Source organism: Klebsiella sp. JB_Kp031 (genome assembly GCF_040064295.1).
Lineage (GTDB): Bacteria > Pseudomonadota > Gammaproteobacteria > Enterobacterales > Enterobacteriaceae > Klebsiella > Klebsiella quasipneumoniae.
On the sequence record NZ_JBEAJW010000041.1, the window covers coordinates 15507 to 35048 of the forward strand.

At 59.0% G+C, this 19542-nt stretch carries 17 protein-coding genes and 2 pseudogenes; 6 read left to right on the plus strand and 13 right to left on the minus strand.

From position 1 onward, the window contains the following. Positions 1-9 precede the first annotated feature (9 nt). Positions 10-459, minus strand: a complete 450-nt coding sequence (locus tag ABLV64_RS21430) for a beta-galactosidase subunit beta (protein WP_004900777.1) — start codon at positions 457-459, stop codon at positions 10-12. Beyond that, positions 456-3548 carry a beta-galactosidase subunit alpha gene (ebgA, locus tag ABLV64_RS21435; protein WP_348843161.1) on the minus strand — a complete coding sequence of 1031 codons (3093 nt, stop codon included), beginning with the start codon at positions 3546-3548 and terminating at the stop codon, positions 456-458. Before ebgA ends, ABLV64_RS21430 begins: the two co-directional genes overlap by 4 nt. Positions 3549-3695: 147 nt before the next feature. Here ebgA and ABLV64_RS21440 point away from each other — a divergent pair, with 147 nt between their 5' ends. Further along, the gene (locus ABLV64_RS21440) at positions 3696-3878 is read left to right on the plus strand and encodes a hypothetical protein (RefSeq protein ID WP_323109310.1); all 183 of its coding nucleotides are present in this window, start codon (positions 3696-3698) and stop codon (positions 3876-3878) included. Positions 3879-3984: 106 nt separating this feature from the next. On the opposite strand, the gene ebgR is transcribed toward ABLV64_RS21440, so the two are convergent. Then, positions 3985-4968 carry a transcriptional regulator EbgR gene (gene ebgR, locus ABLV64_RS21445; protein ID WP_009485173.1) on the minus strand — a complete coding sequence of 328 codons (984 nt, stop codon included), beginning with the start codon at positions 4966-4968 and terminating at the stop codon, positions 3985-3987. Positions 4969-5175: 207 nt separating this feature from the next. On the opposite strand from ebgR, the gene ABLV64_RS21450 reads away from it, so the two are divergent. After that, complete coding sequence (locus tag ABLV64_RS21450; RefSeq protein WP_048295612.1) at positions 5176-5508, plus strand: tRNA-binding protein; 333 nt, start codon at positions 5176-5178, stop codon at positions 5506-5508. 41 nt (positions 5509-5549) lie between these two features. On the opposite strand, the gene ygjG is transcribed toward ABLV64_RS21450, so the two are convergent. Next, on the minus strand, positions 5550-6929 hold the full coding sequence (gene ygjG / locus ABLV64_RS21455) for a putrescine aminotransferase (protein ID WP_032426172.1): 1380 nt from the start codon (positions 6927-6929) through the stop codon (positions 5550-5552). A 257-nt stretch (positions 6930-7186) separates the two neighbouring features. Beyond that, on the minus strand, positions 7187-7741 hold the full coding sequence (locus ABLV64_RS21460) for a PadR family transcriptional regulator (RefSeq protein ID WP_064187849.1): 555 nt from the start codon (positions 7739-7741) through the stop codon (positions 7187-7189). A 237-nt stretch (positions 7742-7978) separates the two neighbouring features. On the opposite strand from ABLV64_RS21460, the gene ABLV64_RS21465 reads away from it, so the two are divergent. Further along, positions 7979-8755, plus strand: a complete 777-nt coding sequence (locus tag ABLV64_RS21465; RefSeq protein WP_167875967.1) for a siderophore-interacting protein — start codon at positions 7979-7981, stop codon at positions 8753-8755. A 154-nt stretch (positions 8756-8909) separates the two neighbouring features. Here ABLV64_RS21465 and ABLV64_RS21470 read toward each other — a convergent pair whose 3' ends face one another. From ABLV64_RS21470 to ABLV64_RS21490, 5 genes and pseudogenes are all read right to left on the minus strand, one after another. After that, a complete protein-coding gene (locus ABLV64_RS21470; protein ID WP_017899724.1) occupies positions 8910-10559 on the minus strand; it encodes a glycerone kinase in 1650 nt (549 codons plus the stop codon). Positions 10560-10633: 74 nt separating this feature from the next. Beyond that, positions 10634-12055, minus strand: a complete 1422-nt coding sequence (gene dhaM, locus ABLV64_RS21475; protein ID WP_186998065.1) for a dihydroxyacetone kinase phosphoryl donor subunit DhaM — start codon at positions 12053-12055, stop codon at positions 10634-10636. Positions 12056-12065: 10 nt separating this feature from the next. Then, positions 12066-12698: a dihydroxyacetone kinase subunit DhaL gene (dhaL, locus tag ABLV64_RS21480; RefSeq protein ID WP_004181378.1), complete on the minus strand. Its 633-nt coding sequence runs from the start codon at positions 12696-12698 to the stop codon at positions 12066-12068. A gap of 10 nt (positions 12699-12708) precedes the next feature. Further along, positions 12709-13779, minus strand: a complete 1071-nt coding sequence (gene dhaK, locus ABLV64_RS21485; protein ID WP_004206091.1) for a dihydroxyacetone kinase subunit DhaK — start codon at positions 13777-13779, stop codon at positions 12709-12711. 173 nt (positions 13780-13952) lie between these two features. Beyond that, positions 13953-14137 (minus strand): annotated as a pseudogene (locus ABLV64_RS21490) (hypothetical protein). A gap of 251 nt (positions 14138-14388) precedes the next feature. On the opposite strand from ABLV64_RS21490, the gene ABLV64_RS21495 reads away from it, so the two are divergent. Both ABLV64_RS21495 and dhaR read left to right on the plus strand, forming a co-directional pair. Continuing rightward, entirely contained in the window at positions 14389-15486 is a 1098-nt protein-coding gene (locus ABLV64_RS21495; RefSeq protein ID WP_008806556.1) for a glycerol dehydrogenase, read from the plus strand. 101 nt (positions 15487-15587) lie between these two features. After that, positions 15588-17513, plus strand: coding sequence for a dihydroxyacetone kinase operon transcriptional regulator DhaR (dhaR, locus tag ABLV64_RS21500; protein ID WP_348843160.1), 1926 nt, complete (start codon positions 15588-15590; stop codon positions 17511-17513). Here dhaR and ABLV64_RS21505 read toward each other — a convergent pair. The 3 genes and pseudogenes from ABLV64_RS21505 to ABLV64_RS21515 form a co-directional block, all read right to left on the minus strand. After that, positions 17491-17589, minus strand: a pseudogene (locus ABLV64_RS21505) (cobalamin adenosyltransferase); the annotation flags it as partial. The gene dhaR and the pseudogene ABLV64_RS21505 overlap by 23 nt on opposite strands. A gap of 113 nt (positions 17590-17702) precedes the next feature. Further along, positions 17703-18008, minus strand: a complete 306-nt coding sequence (gene hdeB, locus ABLV64_RS21510; protein ID WP_004206087.1) for an acid-activated periplasmic chaperone HdeB — start codon at positions 18006-18008, stop codon at positions 17703-17705. Positions 18009-18034: 26 nt separating this feature from the next. Beyond that, positions 18035-18610 (minus strand): HdeD family acid-resistance protein, encoded by a 576-nt coding sequence (locus ABLV64_RS21515; RefSeq protein WP_004206086.1) that lies wholly within the window; start codon positions 18608-18610, stop codon positions 18035-18037. Between the two features lie 239 nt (positions 18611-18849). On the opposite strand from ABLV64_RS21515, the gene ABLV64_RS21520 reads away from it, so the two are divergent. Further along, complete coding sequence (locus ABLV64_RS21520; protein WP_072140371.1) at positions 18850-19512, plus strand: YfdX family protein; 663 nt, start codon at positions 18850-18852, stop codon at positions 19510-19512. The last annotated feature ends 30 nt before the right edge of the window (positions 19513-19542 follow it).

Below are 19542 nucleotides of genomic sequence, written 5' to 3' on the forward strand. Positions count from 1 at the left end.
AACGCGGGTTTACTTATTGAGGAAGTAGCCGTCTTCAACCGTGACTCGCAGCACCACTTTTTTTACCGGCGCATCGCAGATAAAGCGGTAGGCTTCGTCGATATCGCAAATCACCATCTGCCCTTCGTGAACCTTCACCGTTTCACCGATCCCTTTCAGGTATTCGCGATCGGTTTCGTCGCGGTAGCAGGCGACAGTTTGCAGATTTTCTTTGGCGGCAAACTCGATTTTCTGCTGCCCCTGCAGGTAATAGTGCACCTCAAAGTAGCGGCGGTTGCCGACAAAGAGCGCGTCGGTCGTACTATCGGTTTCCACTCGATAGGAGAGCGAATCGCCAATGGAATGCGCCACGCCCGGGCGGATGTTGTCGATGTTATTGATGGCTTCCACGCAGCGCTGCCATTTGCGGCCGCTATGATAAACCTGCTTAAACTGTTCTAAATTATCGAGAATTCTCATTGTTCAGCCTCGCTGTGTGCAACGGGGGAAAAGAAACCGGCGCCGAAGCTATGGTTCGCCAGTACCTGCGAGGTGCCGCATCCGCCCTCCAGCGGCAGCAGCGTAAAGCCATAGTTGAAGGTGTTGAGCCAGACGCGCCAGCTATCCAGCACTTCGCTGCCCCAGGAGTTGGAGCCGAGGCCGAGCAGTTGCGCATCGATATTCAAAGTGATGTCATCGCTGCGCTGTAGTTCGTTGCAGTGCTGGGCGGCGTGCAGGTTTTCCGCCGTATAATGCCAGGCGCTGATATTGAGCGGATTGCGCGGTACGACCAGCAGACCGCTGCCGTGGCGGTCGCTGAACGATGCCCAGCGCACGTGCTGACGGTTGCCGTTGTTCTGCGGGAACGGATAATTGACAAACATATCGTCGACGGTGGTATGCCAGATATCAATGATGTTGCTTTGCTGGCTGTCGGCGTAGTTCTCGCCCGGTCCGCGGCCATAGTAGTTCACCTGGTCGAACTCACCGTTAATGCCCAGCATAAAGCCGATGCACGGGACGATGTGCGGATAGTCGCCGTAGCGCTCGCCGGCCAGCTCAACGTTGATGTGGCCCTGTGGGGTAATCTGCCAGCGATAGGTACAACGCATACCGAAGTCGAACACCGGCGGCGCAATTACGCTGCGGGTGGTGATCACCACCGTTTCGCCCTCTATTTCGGCGCTGAATTCGCGCAGATGTTCCTGCATTATCTGCAGGTGGGCCGGCTGCCACAGTCCTTCGTATTCCTGTTTATGGTTATCAATCATTGGCTTGAAGAAGTTAATCTTCGGCTCGCGGGTTACCTGGTCGACGCCGTTGACCTGCCATTCGCTCAGTTTGCCGCTGACCTTGCTGAACACCACGCGGAAGTTATGGCCGCAGATGGTGTAGCTGAGGCGTTCATCGACAATCTGCAGCGGCGTGGCGCTGGCGTTTAACAGCGGCGTTCGCGCGGCGGTTCGCGCTTTAAGCGGGAACTGATAGACGGCGATATCGTGATTGGCTTCGCTATACGGGGTGCGCGAATCTTTGGTCACCATGATGTTGACGAAAGCTTCACGTTCGTCGAGCTGCGGGAGGGCGATTTGCAGGTCGCGGCCGCTGTTCGGCGCCAGGTCTTTCACTTTCAGCAACTGACTGAAGAGCGTTTCGCCTTCGGCGCGCACTTCAACGCGCAGGGTGTAGTCATCGAGAGTGGAGAACCACAGTTTGTTTTCCACCCGCAGTTCGCCGCGGCAGATATCCCGCGCCTGCACTTTTACCGGGGCGATGACCTGTTTGTATTCGCGCAGGCCCGGCCCCGGCGTCTGGTCGGAGAAAATCAGGCCATCAAGACAGAAGTTGTAGTTGTTCGGGTAGTCGCCATAATCGCCGCCGAATTTGTACCACACCGCGCCGTTTTCGTCGCAGGCCTGAATACCGTGGTCGCACCATTCCCACACGTAGTGGCCCTGGATACAGTCGTGCTGGTAAAAAACGTTCTGATATTCAGTTAGTCCGCCGGGACCGTTGCCCATCGCATGGGCGTATTCGCAAATAATGCGTGGTTTTTCATGTGGGTGCTCGCCGAATTCGTTCATCAGCGGTACGCGGGTATACATCGTGGAGATGATATCCACCACCTCGGCGTCGCGATCCTCTTCGTAGTGCACCAGCCGGGTATCATCCAGCGCTTTGGTGGCGTGGTACATGGCGCGGATGTTGCAGCCATAACCGGATTCGTTACCCAGCGACCAGATGACGATCGACGGATGGTTTTTCTGCGCGTGCACGTGGCGCACGATGCGCTCAACGTAGATGTGTTCCCAGGCCGGGTCGTCGGTGATGGCGCTGAGGTTGCCGACGTTGGCGAAACCGTGGGACTCCACGTCGGTTTCCGCCATCACGAACAGTCCGTAGATATCGCACATTTCATAGAAACGCGGGTCGTTCGGGTAGTGGGCGGTGCGAACCGAGTTGATGTTGTGCTGCTTCATCAGCAGCAGATCTTTTTCCACGCGATCCATGCCGACCGCGCGGCCTTTCAGATGATCGTTATCGTGGCGGTTTACGCCGTGCAGCATCACGTAGCGGTTATTGATATAGAACAGGCCGTCACGCACTTTGATATCGCGGAAACCGACGCGCTGCGGGATGATTTCCAGCACCTCGCCGGCGGCGTTCTTTAACGTCAGCACCAGATGATAAAGATACGGGCTTTCCGCCGACCACTGCTGCGGCGCGCTCACATCAATCGTGAAGCCAGTGTTCAGCTGCTGGCTGACCTGCAGTTGACCGACGTTGCCCGAATAAAGCGCCTTTTCGCCGTCGAACAGGGTATATTCCAGCGTCGCCGCCGCCGTCTGCGGAGCCAGGTTTTCCAGCGTCAGCTGGCAGGAGAGGGTCGCGTCGATGTAGTCATCGTTAAAATCGGTGCGCACGGTGAAATCCTGCACGTGCAGCGGATTTTTCCCCACCAGATAGACGTCGCGGAAAATGCCCGCCGACCACCACATGTCCTGATCTTCAATATAGGTGGAGTCCGCCCACTGCATCACGCGCACGCACAGCAGGTTGTCGCCGGTTTTCACCGCCGCGCTAATATCGAACTCGGCGGTCAGGCGGCTGCCTTTGCTAAAGCCGATGTACTGGCCGTTAACGTAGACTTCGAAATAGGTTTCGACGCCATCGAATTTGATGATGGTTTGTTTGCCCTGCCAGCCGTCGCCGAGGGTGAACAGGCGCTGGTAGGCGCCGGTCGGGTTATCGGTCGGAACATACGGCACGTCGATGGGGAAGGGGAAACCTTCGTCGGTGTACTGCAGCTGACCGTGGCCCTCCATCTGCCACATACCCGGTACGGTAATCGGCCCCCACTCGTTCTGAAAGCACGAGGTAAAGCTCTCCGGTACCAGCAGCGGGTTGGTGAAAAAGCGGAAGTTCCACTGCCCGCTGAGGGACAGGAAGCGGCTGCTGGTTTCGCGGGCGAAGGTCCGCGCCTGGGCCAGTGAGTCGTAAGAGAAGAAATACGCCCGCGGCGGCAGCCTGTTTTCATGAGTGAGTTGAAGGTTTTCCCAGCGATTCATATCGCCTCCCTGAACGGCTTAATAAGATAAACCTCATTTTAGTAAAAATTTTACTAAATAAAATCGTCAGGGATGATTTACTTTAACTTGATCACAAAATGAGCCGCTTTATGCCGGGTGGCGGCTTCGCCTTACCCGGCCTACAGAATGGCATTCCGGCCAGGACCGGTAGCCCGGCCAGGCGAAGCGCCGCCGGGGAACTGGATGGGGGATGAGGCCGCGTTGTGCCGGGTGGCGGCTTCGCCTTACCCGGCCTACAGAATGGCGTTCCGGCCTGGACCGGTAGCCCGGCCAGGCGAAGCGCCGCCGGGGAACTGGATGGGGGATTAAGCCGCTTTACGCCGGGTGGCGGTTTCGCATTACCCGGCCTACAGAGTGGCGTTCCGGCCAGGACCGGTAGCCCGGCTAAGCGTAGCGCCGCCGGGATGTGGTTGGATTAACGGGTGGTTCCGCGCAGCTTCAACACGCTGGGAACAAAAACGTTAAGCGGCAGGGCGCGGCCATCGCGGGCCTTCTCGATCAGCAGGTTCACCCCCTGGCTGCCCATCATTTCGGAGTGGATCCGCACCGTCGACAGCGGCGGGAAGGTAAAGCGCGCGGTGGGGATATCGTTGACGCTAATCAGCGAAATATCTTCCGGGATCGCCAGCCCGCGTTCGTGAATGGCGCGCAGCACGCCGATGGCGATGGAGTCCGAGGCGACAAACAGCGCCCGCGGAAACTCCGCTTGCGCCAGCATCTGCTTCGCCAGCTCATAACCGGACGAGCTGGAAAAACCGCCGCGCCAGATATCATCGGCTGAAACCACGCCCTTCAACTGGCCGTACTCCACAAACGCCACTTCACGAATATCGGCCTTGCCGGGCTGGTCCTGGCCGCCGATAAATCCAATACGCGACGCGCCTTGCTGGATAAAGAAGTCGACCACCTCTTTAGCGATACGTACCAGGTCGATATCCACCGCATCGTACGGGCTACCGGCTTCGTGGAAATCAATAAAGCAAATATTGTCGGTCAGCGCGCTGGCGGTCTCGCGCAGCTCGCGCGTCGGCTGGCCAATAATCAATACGCCGGTGACCTTTTTCAGCTCGGGCAGGGTGTTATTGAGATAGCAGTTGGTGAGCTCGATGGCGAGCTTTTCGCATTGGGTTTCAATACCGTGGCGAATGGCGAGATAGTAAGGGTCGTTAATTTCCAGCTCTTGCTGGTAGCTATACAGCGCCAGGATATGATGATGGCCGACAGGTAGGACCTGAGTTTTACGCGCGCTGCTGCTTTTATACTCCAGCTTCTCCGCAATCTCCAGAATACGATGCTTGGTCTCTTCTTTTACATTCAGGGTGGGATCGTCGTTTAACACCCGGGAAACCGTCGCCAGCGAAACACCCGCTTCGGTCGCAATGTCTTTTAGCGTTGCCATCTTTTTCCTTTATCGGACGTTGCCCATGTTTGCTCATCCATTGTAAAGCAAGCGTCGCGTCCTGCACCTTATTTCAGTAAAAAACGCCTGCGTGGGAGGGCTATTTTCCCCGGCGATAGCGTGACAGAAGTAGCATTATTCTCAGTATCATGCAGACGAACGGCAAAAATTTGCTATCTTTTAGTAAAAATTTACTGGAGGTGAGAGATGGATACCGTAGCTTACGCTGATTTTGCCAAACTGGAGATGCGCGTCGGCAAGATTGTCGAGGTGAAGCGCCATGACAATGCTGACAAACTGTACATTGCGCGGATTGATGTCGGCGGCCGCACGCTGCAGACGGTCACCAGCCTGGTGCCCTACTACAGCGAAGAGGAGCTGCTGGGGAAAACGGTGGTGGTGCTGTGTAATCTGGCGAAAGCCAAAATGCGTGGTGAAACTTCTGAGTGCATGCTGTTATGCGCAGAAACCGAAGACGAAAGCGAAAGCGTGCTGTTGACGCCGGAGCGCGTCATGCCGGCAGGCGTGCGGGTGGTATAACGAAAATACCCTCTCCCGACCGGGAGAGGGTTGTGTGTGAATTACGCCTCTGCAACCGAGACGCGCAGGGCCGCCAGCGCCTTACGCGCCGCCTTCAGCACCTGCTCGCACTGCTCAAGGGTGAGCGTCAGCGGCGGTTCAACGCGGATCGTCTTGGCGTTGTTTAACGTCCCGGCGACCAGCACCCGCTGCCTGAACATCTCGCTGGCAAAGTCGTAGCCAATCTCGTTATCGACAAACTCGATGGCCATCAGCATGCCTTTCCCGCGCACATCATTCACCAGGTCCGGATACTCCTGCGCCAGCAGGCGGAAACCGTCCAGCAGTATATCGCCTTTCTGCGCCGCCTGCGCCGGCAGGTTTTGCGTCAACAGCACGTTGATGGTCGCCAGCGCCGCCGCACAGGCCAGCGGGTTGCCGCCGAAGGTGGTGGTGTGCAGGAACGGGTTGTCGAACAGCACCGAGAAGACCTCCTCCGTCGCCACCGTCGCGCCGATCGGCATCACGCCGCCGCCGAGCGCTTTCGCCAGACACAGGATGTCGGGCTGAACGTTCTCATGCTCGCAGGCGAACATCTTGCCGGTGCGTCCCATACCGGTCTGCACTTCGTCGAGGATCAGCAGGGCGCCAAACTCGTCGCACAGTTTGCGCACCGCCGGCAAATACCCCGTCGGCGGCAGGATCACCCCCCCTTCGCCCTGAATCGGCTCAAGGATCACCGCTGCGACGTCGTCACCGGTTTTCTTGCACTCGCTCAGCATGGTGCGCATGGCGTTGATATCGCCGAACGGCACATGGCGGAAGCCCGGCAGCAGCGGCATAAACGGTTTGCGGAAAGTCGACTTGGCGGTGGCCGACAGCGCCCCCAGCGATTTGCCGTGGAAGGCGCCGCTGGTGGCGATGAAGGTGAATTTACCTCGCGGCGACTGATAGGCTTTCGCCAGCTTGATGGCCGCCTCTACCGATTCGGTACCGCTGTTGCAGAAGAAGCTGTACTTCAGTTTGCCGGGCGTTAAGGCCGCCAGGGTTTTCGCCAGCATCGCGCGTAGCGGGTCCAGCAGTTCCTGACTGTGAAGCGGTTGTTTCGCGAGTTGATTCTCGACGGCGGATACCACAACTGGATTACGGTGCCCTACATTGAATATGCCAAACCCGCCAAGGCAGTCGATAAACTCCTGTCCCTGGGTGTCGACAAGCGTATTTAACCCTCCCGCTTGCCACTCTACGGCTCCGTAATCCCCGCCGGCTGTGACCGATTTTCGATACTCTAAAAACCCCGGATTCACATGCTCTTTAAAGTATTCTCTAACCTCCTGGTTAAGTGCTTTCATTTCCTCATGGTCAAGCGTGCGCTTTTCAATGAGATTCAGTGCGTGTGCGCTGCAGGCCAGAGCCGATGCGCTGGAAGGTAACCTGTTCAAAATGTGCTCCTGGGGCGGACGTATCACACGATACTGGATTAAGTATTGCAGGGATTACGCCAGTTCGGCAGAAGCGGTGAAAATCGGGATAAATGCAAAGTAAAAGACGAAATGTGTAAAATTTAATCTCATGGCGCCATTATTGGCACGTTTTATTCCTGAGCTGGCGAGATTTTCTGCCTTGCGGCCATTAGCGGCACGATCCGTCGTGGTGCGGGCTGCCCCAGCGCGGGGCAACCGATGGTGAGAAAAGAGGCTTAGTCTAGCTGGGAGATCTCCATCGCCGCTCGGTCGATAATGCCAATGATCTGCTTGAGCTGGGCGGCGCTGCTGGCCTGCTGGTTCACTTTCAGGTCGAGGACCGCTTTGAAATTCTCCAGCGCGCGCTTCATCTGCGGATCTCTGCGCAGCTCGCAGCCGACCATCCGCGCCTGCAAACGCTCCTGGATATGGGCCAGGTGCTCCTGGTTCTCCGCGTGCAGCTGTTTCCCCTCTTCGCTGATGACGATTTTTTTGCGTCCGTTGTCGTCTTCCACGCTGATAAGGCCCTGGTCCTGGAGCAGATCCAGCGTCGGGTAGATCACCCCCGGGCTGGGGCTGTAGTTCCCCTGGGTGAGGGTTTCGATCTCTTTGATCAGCTCATAGCCGTGGCTGGCGCTGCGGCTGAGGATGTCCAGAATAATCAGCCGCAGTTCGCCGTGGCCAAAGAAACGCTGGCGACGTCCGCCGCCGCGGCGGCCATGGTCGCCGTGTTCGCTGGGATCGCTGTGGCGCCCGCGTGGCCCACGCCCCTCTTCATGATGATGTCGCATGGTTACCTCCTGCTGTTTTTGATATATCTAATTTATATCTAAAAAATGAATGTTCGCAATGCTGGTTGCTATTTATTTTTTAAGCTATTGATATGTATGTAATTATTTTCTGGTTGTGGATTTTGATGCGGTTTGTTTTGACTATATCAAAAAAAGACTTGCATTCTTTTTAGTTGGCAATCATTATCATTTGCATCAAGTTTAGATATATCTATTTACCGTTCACGAAGGCGATCGATGATGACAAGAACCAAAGCAGACAAGTACCCGCAGCGTGTCCGCAATGAGCTGCGTTTCCGTGAGCTGACGGTGCTGCGCGTGGAGCGCGCAGGCGCGGCCTTCCAGCGCATCGTGCTGGGAGGCGAGGCGCTGGAAGGTTTTGTTTCCCGCGGCTTTGACGACCACACCAAGCTTTTCTTCCCGGAGCCGGGCGCGGCGTTTGCGCCGCCGCAGGTGACCGAGGAGGGGATCGACTGGGGTGAGGGCGTGCGGCCTGCTACCCGCGACTATACGCCGCTGTACGATGCCGAACGCCATGAGCTGGCGTATGACTTCTTTATCCACGATGGTGGAATTGCCAGCCGCTGGGCGCTGGAGGCAAAAGTGGGCGATAAGCTGGTGATCGGCGGTCCGCGCGGCTCGCTGGTGGTGCCGGAGGATTACGCCTGGCAGTTATATGTCTGCGATGAGTCCGGTATGCCGGCGCTGCGTCGTCGCCTGCTGGGATTGCGTCAGCTGGCGGTGACGCCGCAGGTGACGGCCATCGTCACTATCGCTGATGCGTCATATAAAGATTATTTGGCGGATCTCGACGGCTTTAACATCGAGTGGGTGGTGGGCCACAATCCGGCGTTCGTCGCCGAGCGTCTGGCCCAGGAGAAGGTGCCGGCGGAGGATTATTTCATCTGGCTGACCGGTGAAGGCGCGGTGGTGAAATCGCTGCTGGCGCGCTTTGAAGATGAGAGCATCGATCAGCAGCTGGTGCGTTCGCAGGCGTACTGGCACAGCAAGTAAAAAGCCATCGTGGTAAAACCCGGATAGCGGCGCGTAGTGCCTTATCCGGGCTAACCGCGATGCCATTTTTTGTCGGGTGTCGGCTAACGCCTTACCCGACCTACCCTTCGGCGCTGTGACGTTGCCCCGGTAAGCGCAGCGCCACCGGGGAGGCTTATCGTTCCGCCAGCGCCTTAAACACCATCGCCACCGCGTGGGCGCCTGGGTCCATGTTGCCGAGCAGGCTGTCGCTGTTGAGATAGGACGCTCGTCCGGCGCCGGCTTTGCTCGACTGGCAGGTGCGATCCGCGCCGGCCTGCGCCGCGGCAAAAGCGGCCTGCAGGTTCTCCGGTTCGGCCAGCAGCGCCGTCAGCGCCGGCTGCAGAGCATCGATCATTGTCCGGTCGCCTTCATCGGCGCCGCCGTAAAATTTCATCTGCTCCAGACCAGCGTTCAGCGCCTCGGCCACGCTGGCGCCTTGCTCCAGTTTCTGCCCGGCAGCGGTGAAGAAGATCGACATCAATACCCCGCTGGAGCCGCCCATCACCACCGTCAGGCGTTCGCCCGTCAGCGCAAACAGCGTGGGCAGGTCGTTCAGCGGCAGCTGCTGGCGCTGCAGCAGGTCGGCAATCTCACGCGCCCCGGCGGCGAAGGTGGAGCCGGTATCGCCATCGCCCACTTTGGCATCCAGAGCGTTGAGATGATCTTCAAGCCCGACGAGGGTGCTGGTCACCTGCGCGACGTAATCGCCCACCTGCGGGTTGGCAGAGGGCGTAAAGTCGACGCGTGCGCTGGCGAGAGTGGAGGGCATGATGTTAACTGTCCGCGGCTGCACCGGCCGTGGCCAGCCGGCGGTTTCCACATCCGCCAGCAGCGCTTTCTCAATACTCTCTTCCAGCACGATGGCGCTCAGCGAGAAACCCTTCATATCCAGGGCCGTCACCAGCGAGGCCGGGCCAATCAGCCAGTCAACGCGTGCCTGCAGCGGCGTGTTAGCCAGTTCGCGGGTCAGGATCGCCATTTCGGCCACCGACACGCCGCCGAGGTTATTGAGCATCACCGCCAGACGGCCGGTTTCCGGCAGGGCGGCGGTCAGTTTTTCCACCATCAGGTTGATGATGTCCGCACTGTTTTGCGTGGCGATGGTGGAGGCGCCAGGCTCGCCGTGGATGCCCATTCCCAGCTCGGCGTGACCGGCCTGATGGCGCGGCGCGCTGTCGGCCTCCTGTGGCAGATGGCAGCTGGCCAGCGCCACCCCGATGCTGGCGGTGTGGTTGGCGGCGTACTGCGCTTCGCGCAGAACGGTGGCGAGGTTGTAGCCGCGTTCGGCAAAATAGCCCGCCACCTTATGGACGAACAGCGTACCGGCGATGCCCCGCGGCTGTTTATTATCCGGCAGCGAAATGTCGTCGCCAACGATCAGCATTTCCACGTTGTAGCCAAGACGGCGCGCTTTCTCCGCCGCCAGGCCAAAGTTCAGCCGGTCGCCGGTATAGTTTTTTACGATCAGCAGGCAGCCCGCCTCGCCGGTCACCGCCTGAATGGCGGTAAGCACCGCGTCGACGCTCGGCGAGGCGAACAGATCGCCACAGACTGCGGCGGTCAGCATGCCTTTACCAATAAAGCCGACGTGCGCCGGTTCGTGGCCGGCGCCGCCGCCGGAGATCACCGCCACGTTGTTTTTATTCAGGTCGCGACGGACCACCACCCGGATCGCCGGGTCGCTCTCCAGCCGGGCGAGGTTATTCCACGGACTGGCGATGATGGTTCCCTCAATCACGTCGTTGACGAGGCTGGCGCGCTGGTTAAAAAAGAATTGAGACATAGTGGTTCCTGAAGAGTAAGCGAAAACTCACCCTCCGGAGGCAGACCTCCGGAGCGGTAACGGTCAAAGTGGATTTAGTGGCGGATAAGGCGCTGGTGGCGCATATCGAGCGTGATGGGCTCGCCGGGCTGCACGCTGTTCAGCGCCTCGCCCTGCTGGCACAGCCAGGCGATCCCCGCCGCGCGGGCGATAATCGCGCCGTGGGCCTGTTCGCTGCCGTCGCGCAGGCACAGACCTTTGACGCGACTGGCATCCAGTTGCAGGACGGTCGACGGGAACATGTTGTCGGCGATAATGATGGTCGGCTCGCCGGGCGTCGGCAGCGTCTCCTGAACGTCCTGCAGATGGCGCAGGGTGCGCTGCAGAATATCTTCGATATCGATATAGCGCGCCTGCAGATAGGGGTCATCCAGCTGGCGATACTGCTGGCTGAGCTCCATCAGCACCTGATGCCACGCCCATTCCGCCGAGCACGGCTCGGTGAGCAGACGATCGTTGGCGGCATCAAACAGATCCTCATCGTCGAGCAGGGTGTGGTGCCCGGCGAAAATCGCCGCGATGTCGGCGTTAAATTTATTCTCCGCCAGCTCGGTCAGGGCGGTGAGCTCCGCCAGCGTCTGGTCGATGGCCCGGCGCAGTCGCTGCTGCTCGCGGGCGACATCGGCGGCGGCTGGACGCACCGGTTGGATCAGGGCCAGCGAATAGCGCAGCGCGATGCCTTCGACGCGCCCGGAGGTGGCCGGGGCCGCTGCCGGTTGCGCCGCAGGCGATTCGCCGAAGTTATCGGCGGCCAGCGCCTGAAACGCCGCCAGCGCCGCATCGGCCTCTGGCCCACGGGCCAGCAGGCGCAGCTTGTCGTTGCGTCGCACCTGCAACAGGGCGATTTGGTTGAGGCTGTCCGGTTTGACGCACTTCCCGTTTTTCTCCAGCAGCAGATCGGCGTTAAAGCCTGCCAGCGCGGCGACCAGCTTCGACGCCGGACGCACGTGCAGGCCGTTGTGGTTCTGTATGACCACCGCAAGCGATTTGCTGTCGCCATCGTCGGCAAGCGTCGGCGTCGGGGCGGCGTCAGGGGTTGGCGAAGGTAAACCCAGCTGGATCCGTTTGGCCTCCAGGGCGTTCATGGCGTCGGCGATCACTTTGTCGATCCCGGCGCCGGAGGCGGCGCTGACGGTGGCCGCCAGCGTCCCCTCCACCAGCGGCGCGGCGCACAGCCGCACCTTCGCGGCAATCGCCGGATCGAGCAGATCGAGAGCGGTCTCGGCGCTGAGCAACGCGCTGCCGATATCCATCATCACCAGCACGTGGTCGGTGTCGGCGACGGATTCGATCGCCTCCATGACTTTTATTGGATCGGTGCCGATCGGGCTGTCTGGATCGTCGATCCCGGCGGCGATCGCCAGCTTGCAGCCATCGTTCATTAACATCTGCCGGGCCAGTTCTCCGACACCTTCGCCCAGCCGGGCGCTATGAGAAACAATAACCAGGTTTACCATCGCGATTTCCTTACTCTTTGGCGGCGGCGGCCAGCATCTGAACCATAAACAGCACCGAGGTTGCGCCGGGATCCTGATGTCCGATGCTGCGCTCGCCGAGATAGCTGGCGCGGCCTTTACGCGCCTGCATGGTGATGGTGGCGTGGGCCGCACGCTCGGCCACTTCGCAGGCGGCATCCAGCGCGGCGGCGATCGACAGGTGCTGCTCGCTGGACTGGCGCAGGGAGTCCACCACCGGCAGCCAGACGTCGCACATGGTTTTATCCCCCGGCTCCGCTTTGCCGCGGTTGACGACGCCGTCCGCGCCTTCGCGGATCATCAGGTACAGTTCGTCGAGCGTCAGGCTCTGGTGAGCCTGAGTGACCTGCGCGGCGCGAATGAAGAAGGTGCCGAACAGCGGGCCGCTGGCACCGCCGACGTTGGAGAGCAGCGTCATGCCGGTGTTTTTGAGGATAAAGCCAATATCTTTATCGGCAATCGACGGCAGCTTTTCCACCACCTTGCTGAAGCCGCGGTGCATGTTCAGGCCGTGATCGGCATCGCCGATCTCTTTATCGAGGCCGGTGAGAAAATCGCTCTCTTTGGTGAAGATATCGCCGCAGCGGTACAGCCAGTCGACGATTTGCGTTCTGTTCAGTGACATGTCGTGCTCCTTAGTTTCCCCAGTTCAGCGCCGGGGTATGAACCGGGGCGTCCCATAGCGCCAGCGTCTCATCATCCACTTTCAGCAGAGTGATGGAGAAGCCCGCCATATCCAGCGAGGTGCAGTAGCTACCGACGAGGTTGCGTTCGATGATGATGCCGGACGCTTCGCAGCGCTGGGCGAGACGGTGATACACGCCGTACAGTTCGGACAGCGGGGTGGCGCCGAGGTTATTGACCAGCGCGATGACCCGGTCGCCGTTTTGCAGCGCGGTTTTGCTCTGCTTCACTTCCTGCCACGCGCCCTTGACGGTATCCCACTGGCGCAGCGTGCGGCTATAGGCGCCATTCTCCAGCAGGGTATCGAACATCTCATCGACGGTTTGGTCCAGCGAGCTGAAGCGACGACGGTCGATGCCCGGCTCGCCGTGAATGCCGACGCCGAACTCCATTTCATCGTCCTGCAGGGTAAAGGAAGGTTGTCCGGCGGCCGGTACGGTGCAGGCGCCGAGGGCGATGCCAATGGAGTGACCGAGATTATTCAGGCGGCGCCCCAGTTCAGCGCAGGCCTCCAGCGAATCGCCGCGCTCGGCGGCGGCGCCGACCAGTTTTTCGATCAGTACGGTATTGGCGACGCCGCGGCGGCCTGCGGTATAGAGACTGTCCTTCACCGCCACGTCGTCGTCGACCACCACGGTGGTGACTTTAATGCCGCTCTCATGCAGCAGCTCGGTGGCGGTTTCGAAGTTCAGGATGTCGCCGGTGTAGTTTTTGATAATCAGCAGGACGCCTTCGCCGCCGTCAATCTGCATCGCGCATTCGAACATTTTATCTGGCGTCGGCGAGGTGAAGATTTCCCCCGGGCAGGCGCCAGAAAGCATCCCCTGGCCGATATAGCCGCAGTGCATTGGCTCATGGCCGCTGCCGCCGCCGGAGAGGAGGGCGACCTTGCCGGCCACCGGCGCATCGGCGCGGGTGACGTACAGCGGGTCCTGATGCAGGGTCAGCTGCGGGTGGGCTTTAGCCAGCCCCTGTAATTGTTCATTCAGTACATCTTCAACACGGTTAATCAGCTTTTTCATTATTCAGTGCTCCGTTGGAGAAGGTTCGATGCGGCCTCTCTGCTGGCGGAGGCGGTCATCGCGTAGGGGTATCGTCTGACGGTGCAGCGTGCCTGGCGATATGATGATTCTGGCTGAGCGGACGAAAAAAAGAATGCCCCGGCGATCGGGTTTCATTACGAAACATCGCCTGCTTATTTTGTTTCTTTATGGAACGTTTTTGCTGAGAAAACGGTGAAAATGCGAGCTGGCGCGCTTTTTTTCACCTGCTTTAAGCCCCGGTCATCGCAGCCGGCACAGTAGGCGGAAAAAATTTTTCGCTGATTTTCACGCAGCTGCGCGGGAAAAGCCTGCCGCTAAAGGGGGATGGTAGGGGAATTATGCGGCAGAGGAGCGGATCGGGATCGCAATCCTGACGGAGAACAGGGCTTTTTGTTCCAATATGGAACGTAAAAATTTAACCTGTGTTTCATATCAGAACAAAAAGGCGAAAGATTTTTTTGTTCCCTGCCGGCCCTACAGTGATCGCACTGCTCCGGTACATTCCGTTGAGGCCGCGCTTTACCGGCCGGCGCGGATAACGCCAGGGCTCATCATGTCTACATGCGCACTTATTTGAGGGTGAAAGGAATGCTAAAAGTTATTCAATCTCCAGCCAAATATCTTCAGGGTCCTGATGCTGCTGTTCTGTTCGGTCAATATGCTAAAAACCTGGCGGAGAGCTTCTTCGTCATCGCTGACGACTTCGTGATGAAGCTGGCGGGGGAGAAAGTGGTGAATGGCCTGCAGAGTCACGATATTCGCTGCCATGCGGAACGGTTTAACGGCGAATGCAGCCATGCGGAAATTAACCGCCTGATGGCGATTTTGCAAAAACAGGGCTGCCGCGGCGTGGTCGGCATCGGCGGCGGTAAGACCCTCGATACCGCGAAGGCGATCGGGTACTACCAGAAGCTGCCGGTGGTGGTGATCCCGACCATCGCTTCGACCGATGCGCCGACCAGCGCGCTGTCGGTGATCTACACCGAAGCGGGCGAGTTTGAAGAGTATCTGATCTATCCGAAAAACCCGGATATGGTGGTGATGGACACGGCGATTATCGCCAAAGCGCCGGTACGCCTGCTGGTCTCCGGCATGGGCGATGCGCTCTCCACCTGGTTCGAGGCTAAAGCCTGCTACGATGCGCGCGCCACCAGCATGGCCGGGGGACAGTCCACCGAGGCGGCGCTGAGCCTGGCCCGCCTGTGCTATGATACGCTGCTGGCGGAGGGCGAAAAGGCCCGTCTGGCGGCGCAGGCCGGGGTGGTGACCGAAGCGCTGGAGCGCATCATCGAGGCGAACACCTACCTCAGCGGCATTGGCTTTGAAAGTAGCGGCCTGGCCGCCGCCCACGCGATCCACAACGGTTTCACCATTCTGGAAGAGTGTCACCACCTGTATCACGGCGAGAAAGTGGCCTTCGGCACCCTGGCGCAGCTGGTGCTGCAGAACAGCCCGATGGACGAGATTGAAACCGTGCTGGGCTTCTGCCAGCGCGTCGGCCTGCCGGTGACCCTCGCGCAGATGGGCGTCAAAGAGGGGATCGACGCGAAAATCGCCGCGGTGGCGAAAGCCACCTGCGCGGAAGGGGAGACCATCCACAATATGCCGTTCGCGGTGACCCCGGAAAGCGTGCACGCCGCTATCCTCACCGCCGATCTGTTAGGCCAGCAGTGGCTGGCGCGTTAATTCGCGGTGGCTAAACCGCTGGCGCCGGTCAGCGGTTTTTCTTTCTCCCCTCTGGCAGTGGCTGCCGGAGGGGTTCTCTATGGTAAAACGCGGAAAACAGTATGACTGTTCAGACTCAGGATACCGGGAAGGCGGTCTCTGCCGTCATCGCCCAGTCATGGCATCGCTGCAGCAAGTTTATGCAGCGTGAAACCTGGCAAACGCCGCACCAGGCCCAGGGCCTGACTTTTGACTCTATCTGTCGGCGTAAAACCGCGCTGCTGACCATCGGTCAGGCGGCGCTGGAGGACGCCTGGGAGTTTATGGACGGTCGCCCCTGCGCGCTGTTTATTCTTGATGAGACCGCCTGCATCCTGAGCCGCTGCGGCGAACCGCAAACGCTGGCGCAGTTGGCTGACCTGGGATTTCGCGACGGCAGCTACTGCGCGGAGAGCATTATCGGCACCTGCGCGCTGTCGCTGGCCGCGATGCAGGGGCAGCCGATCAACACCGCCGGCGATCGGCATTTTAAGCAGGCCCTGCAGCCATGGAGCTTTTGTTCGACGCCGGTGTTCGATAACCACGGGCGCCTGTTCGGCTCTATCTCGCTTTGCTGTCTGGTGGAGCACCAGTCCAGCGCCGACCTTTCCCTGACGCTGGCCATCGCCCGCGAGGTGGGCAATTCCCTGCTCACCGACAGCCTGCTGGCGGAATCCAACCGCCACCTTAATCAGATGTACGGCCTGCTGGAGAGCATGGACGACGGGGTGATGGCGTGGAACGAACAGGGGGTGCTGCAATTTCTCAATGTTCAGGCGGCGAGACTGCTGCATCTTGATGCCCAGGCCAGCCAGGGGAAAAATATCGCCGATCTGGTGACCCTTCCGGCGCTGCTGCGCCGGGCCATCAAACACGCCCGCGGCCTGAATCACGTTGAAGTTACCTTTGAAAGCCAGCACCAGTTTATCGACGCGGTGATCACCTTAAAACCGATCCTCGAGGCGCAAGGCAACAGCTTTATTCTGCTGCTGCACCCGGTGGAGCAGATGCGGCAGCTGATGACCAGCCAGCTGGGCAAAGTCAGCCACACCTTTGAGCAGATGTCAGCCGACGATCCGGAAACCCGGCGGCTGATCCACTTTGGCCGCCAGGCGGCGCGCGGCGGCTTCCCGGTGCTGCTGTGCGGTGAAGAAGGGGTGGGGAAAGAGCTGCTGAGCCAGGCCATCCACAATGAAAGCGAGCGGGCGGGCGGCCCCTATATCGCCGTCAACTGCCAGCTGTATGCCGACAGCGTGCTGGGCCAGGACTTTATGGGCAGCGCCCCCACTGACGATGAAAATGGCCGCCTGAGCCGCCTTGAGCTGGCCAATGGCGGCACCCTGTTTCTGGAAAAAATTGAGTATCTGGCGCCGGAGCTGCAGTCGGCCCTGCTGCAGGTGATTAAGCAGGGAGTGCTTACCCGCCTCGACGCCCGCCGCCTGATCCCGGTGGATGTGAAGGTGATCGCCACCACCACCGTCGATCTGGCCAACCTGGTGGAACAGAACCGCTTTAGCCGCCAGCTGTACTATGCGCTGCACTCCTTCGAGATTGTCATCCCCCCGCTGCGCGCCCGGCGCAACAGCATCCCGTCGCTGGTGCATAACCGGCTGAAGAGCCTGGAGAAGCGTTTCTCTTCGCGGCTGAAAGTGGACGATGACGCGCTGGCCCAACTGGTGGCCTACTCGTGGCCGGGAAATGATTTTGAGCTTAACAGCGTGATAGAGAACATTGCCATCAGCAGCGACAACGGCCACATTCGGCTAAGCAACCTGCCGGAATATCTCTTTTCCGATCGGCCGGGGGTCGATAGCGGCTCATCGCTGCTGCCGGCCAGCCTGACCTTTAGCGCCATCGAAAAAGAGGCCATCATTCACGCTGCCCGGGTGACCAGCGGGCGGGTGCAGGAGATGTCGCAACTGCTGAATATTGGCCGCACCACCCTGTGGCGCAAAATGAAGCAGTACGATATCGACGCCAGCCAGTTCAAGCGCAAGCATCAGGCCTAGCCTCCTCGATACGCGCCATGAAGAACAGGGCGTCCGACAGACGATTGCTGTAGCGTTTCAGCGCGTCGCGCAGTGGGCCAAATTGGCCATCCTCTGCCGTGCGAATGCGCTAGCGATGAGTGTGACGGGGCCCGCCGCATAACGGCGGGTAACGAGGTTAACTTTCCCCGGCGAGCGCCGGGGGAAGGCTTATTTTTTAATAACCGAGTTGAGGTCGCCGAGTTTAGCGGCGGGGTTCTTGTGGCACTGCTGCAGCATTTTCGGCACCGAGACGGTCTCGACTTCATGCCAGTCGACATAGTCCCCGCCGCTGAAGTCGGTGTTGCGATTCACTACCCAGAAGGCCACCGGGGTCATGCTTTTCGGGTTCATATCCATAAATTCCTGACAGGTCATATTCTGCGGTGTGGTTTCCTGTACCGCGAATGCCGGGCTGGTCATCAGACAGAATGTGGTCGCCGCCACGGTCAATACGAGTGCTTTAGGTAAATTCATTTTCTTCTCCAGTCATAAAATACGGCTTAAGCCCGAGCATGCTTCATCTTATTTCTCAGGACCAGAAAGCCGATGGCGCTAAATATCATTTCAACGCCGATAAATGCGGTAATAAATAACCAGCTTTGCTGCGGGTTCATTGCCAGCCACAGGCAGGCGATAATTAAATCCAGCAGACCGATAAAAATATTCCAGCCAGCGCCGCTTTGTTTTCGGGTTTTACATCCGCTGACGATGCGGGAAATACCGCCGAGAACAAATAAAAAGCCGAATAAAAAGGCCAGACTGCTCATGCCGTTGAGGGGATTGACGACAAAACTCAGGCCGAGCACGATCCAGGCGATGGCGAAGATCAGCGCCACCAGGCGTGATTTCCAGTGCTGCTGACGGAAAACAATCAGGCTGTATAGCGAATAGAAGCCGCAGATCATGAACAACATGCCGGTCACCGTGGCGAGATACCAGCCGGCGACCAATGGCCAGGCCAGACAACAGGCTCCGCAGATAAACAGCAGGGCGGCCATCATGCCGGCATGCCGTTTATATCGAATGAAGACGCGTGGGCTAAACGCATTTAAGGTGTAATTGCTAAACATAAACATAATTGCTCCGCAGATCCGGTTGGCGGCCTGACGCTGAATAAAATACGTTATGCTTTATTCAGCGGGCCAAAAGAAATGTCTGAGGAAAATAGTAGGCCGTGCCATCGCCAGGCGTAAATAAGAGTGCTGAGGTCACTTTATACGCCTTGTCTGACAGCTGTCAGACAAGGCCCGCAATATCGATTCCGGGCTCTGATTCTCAATAACTACGATATTTTTTAAGCTGGCTGCGTTTGGTGATGCTTACCGATTTTAATCAGGAGTTAACGATGAAAAAAGTCATTCTGGCGAGCCTGCTGGCAACCATGATGGGTACCTCTCCGGTGTGGGCAGCAGATAACGCGACGGCAGCGCCTGCCGCGGCAGCCACAGCGCAGGTGCAGAAAGAAGCCGCCGATGTGTTACAGGTGGCGGTTCAGGGCGCGAACGCGATGCGCGACGTCCAGTTCGCCCGTCTGGCGCTGTTTCACGGCCAGCCGGAGAGCGCCAAAAAACTGACAGACGACGCCGCCGCGCTGCTGGCCGCCGATGACGCCAGCTGGGCGAAGTTCGTGAAAACCGACGCGACAGCCAAAATGATCGCCGATCGCTATGTGGTGATCAATGCGACCATCGCCTTGTCTGAAGACTATGTGGCCACCCCGGAAAAAGAGAGTGCCATTAAATCTGCCAACGAAAAACTGGCGAAAGGCGATCAGAAAGGGGCTATCGATACCCTGCGCCTGGCCGGTATTGGCGTGATTGAGAACCAGTATCTGATGCCGCTTAACCAGACCCGTAAGGCGGTGGCGCAGGCGCAAAAACTGCTGAAAGCCGGGAAGTATTACGAAGCGAATCTGGTGCTGAAAGGCGCTGAAGAGGGCATCGTGGTGGACAGCGAGATGCTGGTGGCGGGTAACTGATCCTCGTTCCACCCTGAGAGAGCGCAGAGG

What these genes read in the sequence shown, in the direction of transcription:
- dhaR (WP_348843160.1), top strand. Translation starts at nt 15,588, where the DNA reads ATGACTGTTCAGACTCAGGATACCGGGAAGGCGGTCTCTGCCGTCATC.
- ABLV64_RS21495 (WP_008806556.1), top strand. Translation starts at nt 14,389, where the DNA reads ATGCTAAAAGTTATTCAATCTCCAGCCAAATATCTTCAGGGTCCTGAT.
- dhaK (WP_004206091.1), bottom strand. Translation starts at nt 13,779, where the DNA reads ATGAAAAAGCTGATTAACCGTGTTGAAGATGTACTGAATGAACAATTA.
- dhaM (WP_186998065.1), bottom strand. Translation starts at nt 12,055, where the DNA reads ATGGTAAACCTGGTTATTGTTTCTCATAGCGCCCGGCTGGGCGAAGGT.
- ebgR (WP_009485173.1), bottom strand. Translation starts at nt 4,968, where the DNA reads ATGGCAACGCTAAAAGACATTGCGACCGAAGCGGGTGTTTCGCTGGCG.
- ABLV64_RS21470 (WP_017899724.1), bottom strand. Translation starts at nt 10,559, where the DNA reads ATGTCTCAATTCTTTTTTAACCAGCGCGCCAGCCTCGTCAACGACGTG.
- ABLV64_RS21450 (WP_048295612.1), top strand. Translation starts at nt 5,176, where the DNA reads ATGGATACCGTAGCTTACGCTGATTTTGCCAAACTGGAGATGCGCGTC.
- ebgA (WP_348843161.1), bottom strand. Translation starts at nt 3,548, where the DNA reads ATGAATCGCTGGGAAAACCTTCAACTCACTCATGAAAACAGGCTGCCG.
- ABLV64_RS21515 (WP_004206086.1), bottom strand. Translation starts at nt 18,610, where the DNA reads ATGTTTATGTTTAGCAATTACACCTTAAATGCGTTTAGCCCACGCGTC.
- hdeB (WP_004206087.1), bottom strand. Translation starts at nt 18,008, where the DNA reads ATGAATTTACCTAAAGCACTCGTATTGACCGTGGCGGCGACCACATTC.
- ABLV64_RS21520 (WP_072140371.1), top strand. Translation starts at nt 18,850, where the DNA reads ATGCTTACCGATTTTAATCAGGAGTTAACGATGAAAAAAGTCATTCTG.
- ABLV64_RS21465 (WP_167875967.1), top strand. Translation starts at nt 7,979, where the DNA reads ATGATGACAAGAACCAAAGCAGACAAGTACCCGCAGCGTGTCCGCAAT.
- ABLV64_RS21430 (WP_004900777.1), bottom strand. Translation starts at nt 459, where the DNA reads ATGAGAATTCTCGATAATTTAGAACAGTTTAAGCAGGTTTATCATAGC.
- dhaL (WP_004181378.1), bottom strand. Translation starts at nt 12,698, where the DNA reads ATGTCACTGAACAGAACGCAAATCGTCGACTGGCTGTACCGCTGCGGC.
- ABLV64_RS21440 (WP_323109310.1), top strand. Translation starts at nt 3,696, where the DNA reads ATGGCATTCCGGCCAGGACCGGTAGCCCGGCCAGGCGAAGCGCCGCCG.
- ABLV64_RS21460 (WP_064187849.1), bottom strand. Translation starts at nt 7,741, where the DNA reads ATGCGACATCATCATGAAGAGGGGCGTGGGCCACGCGGGCGCCACAGC.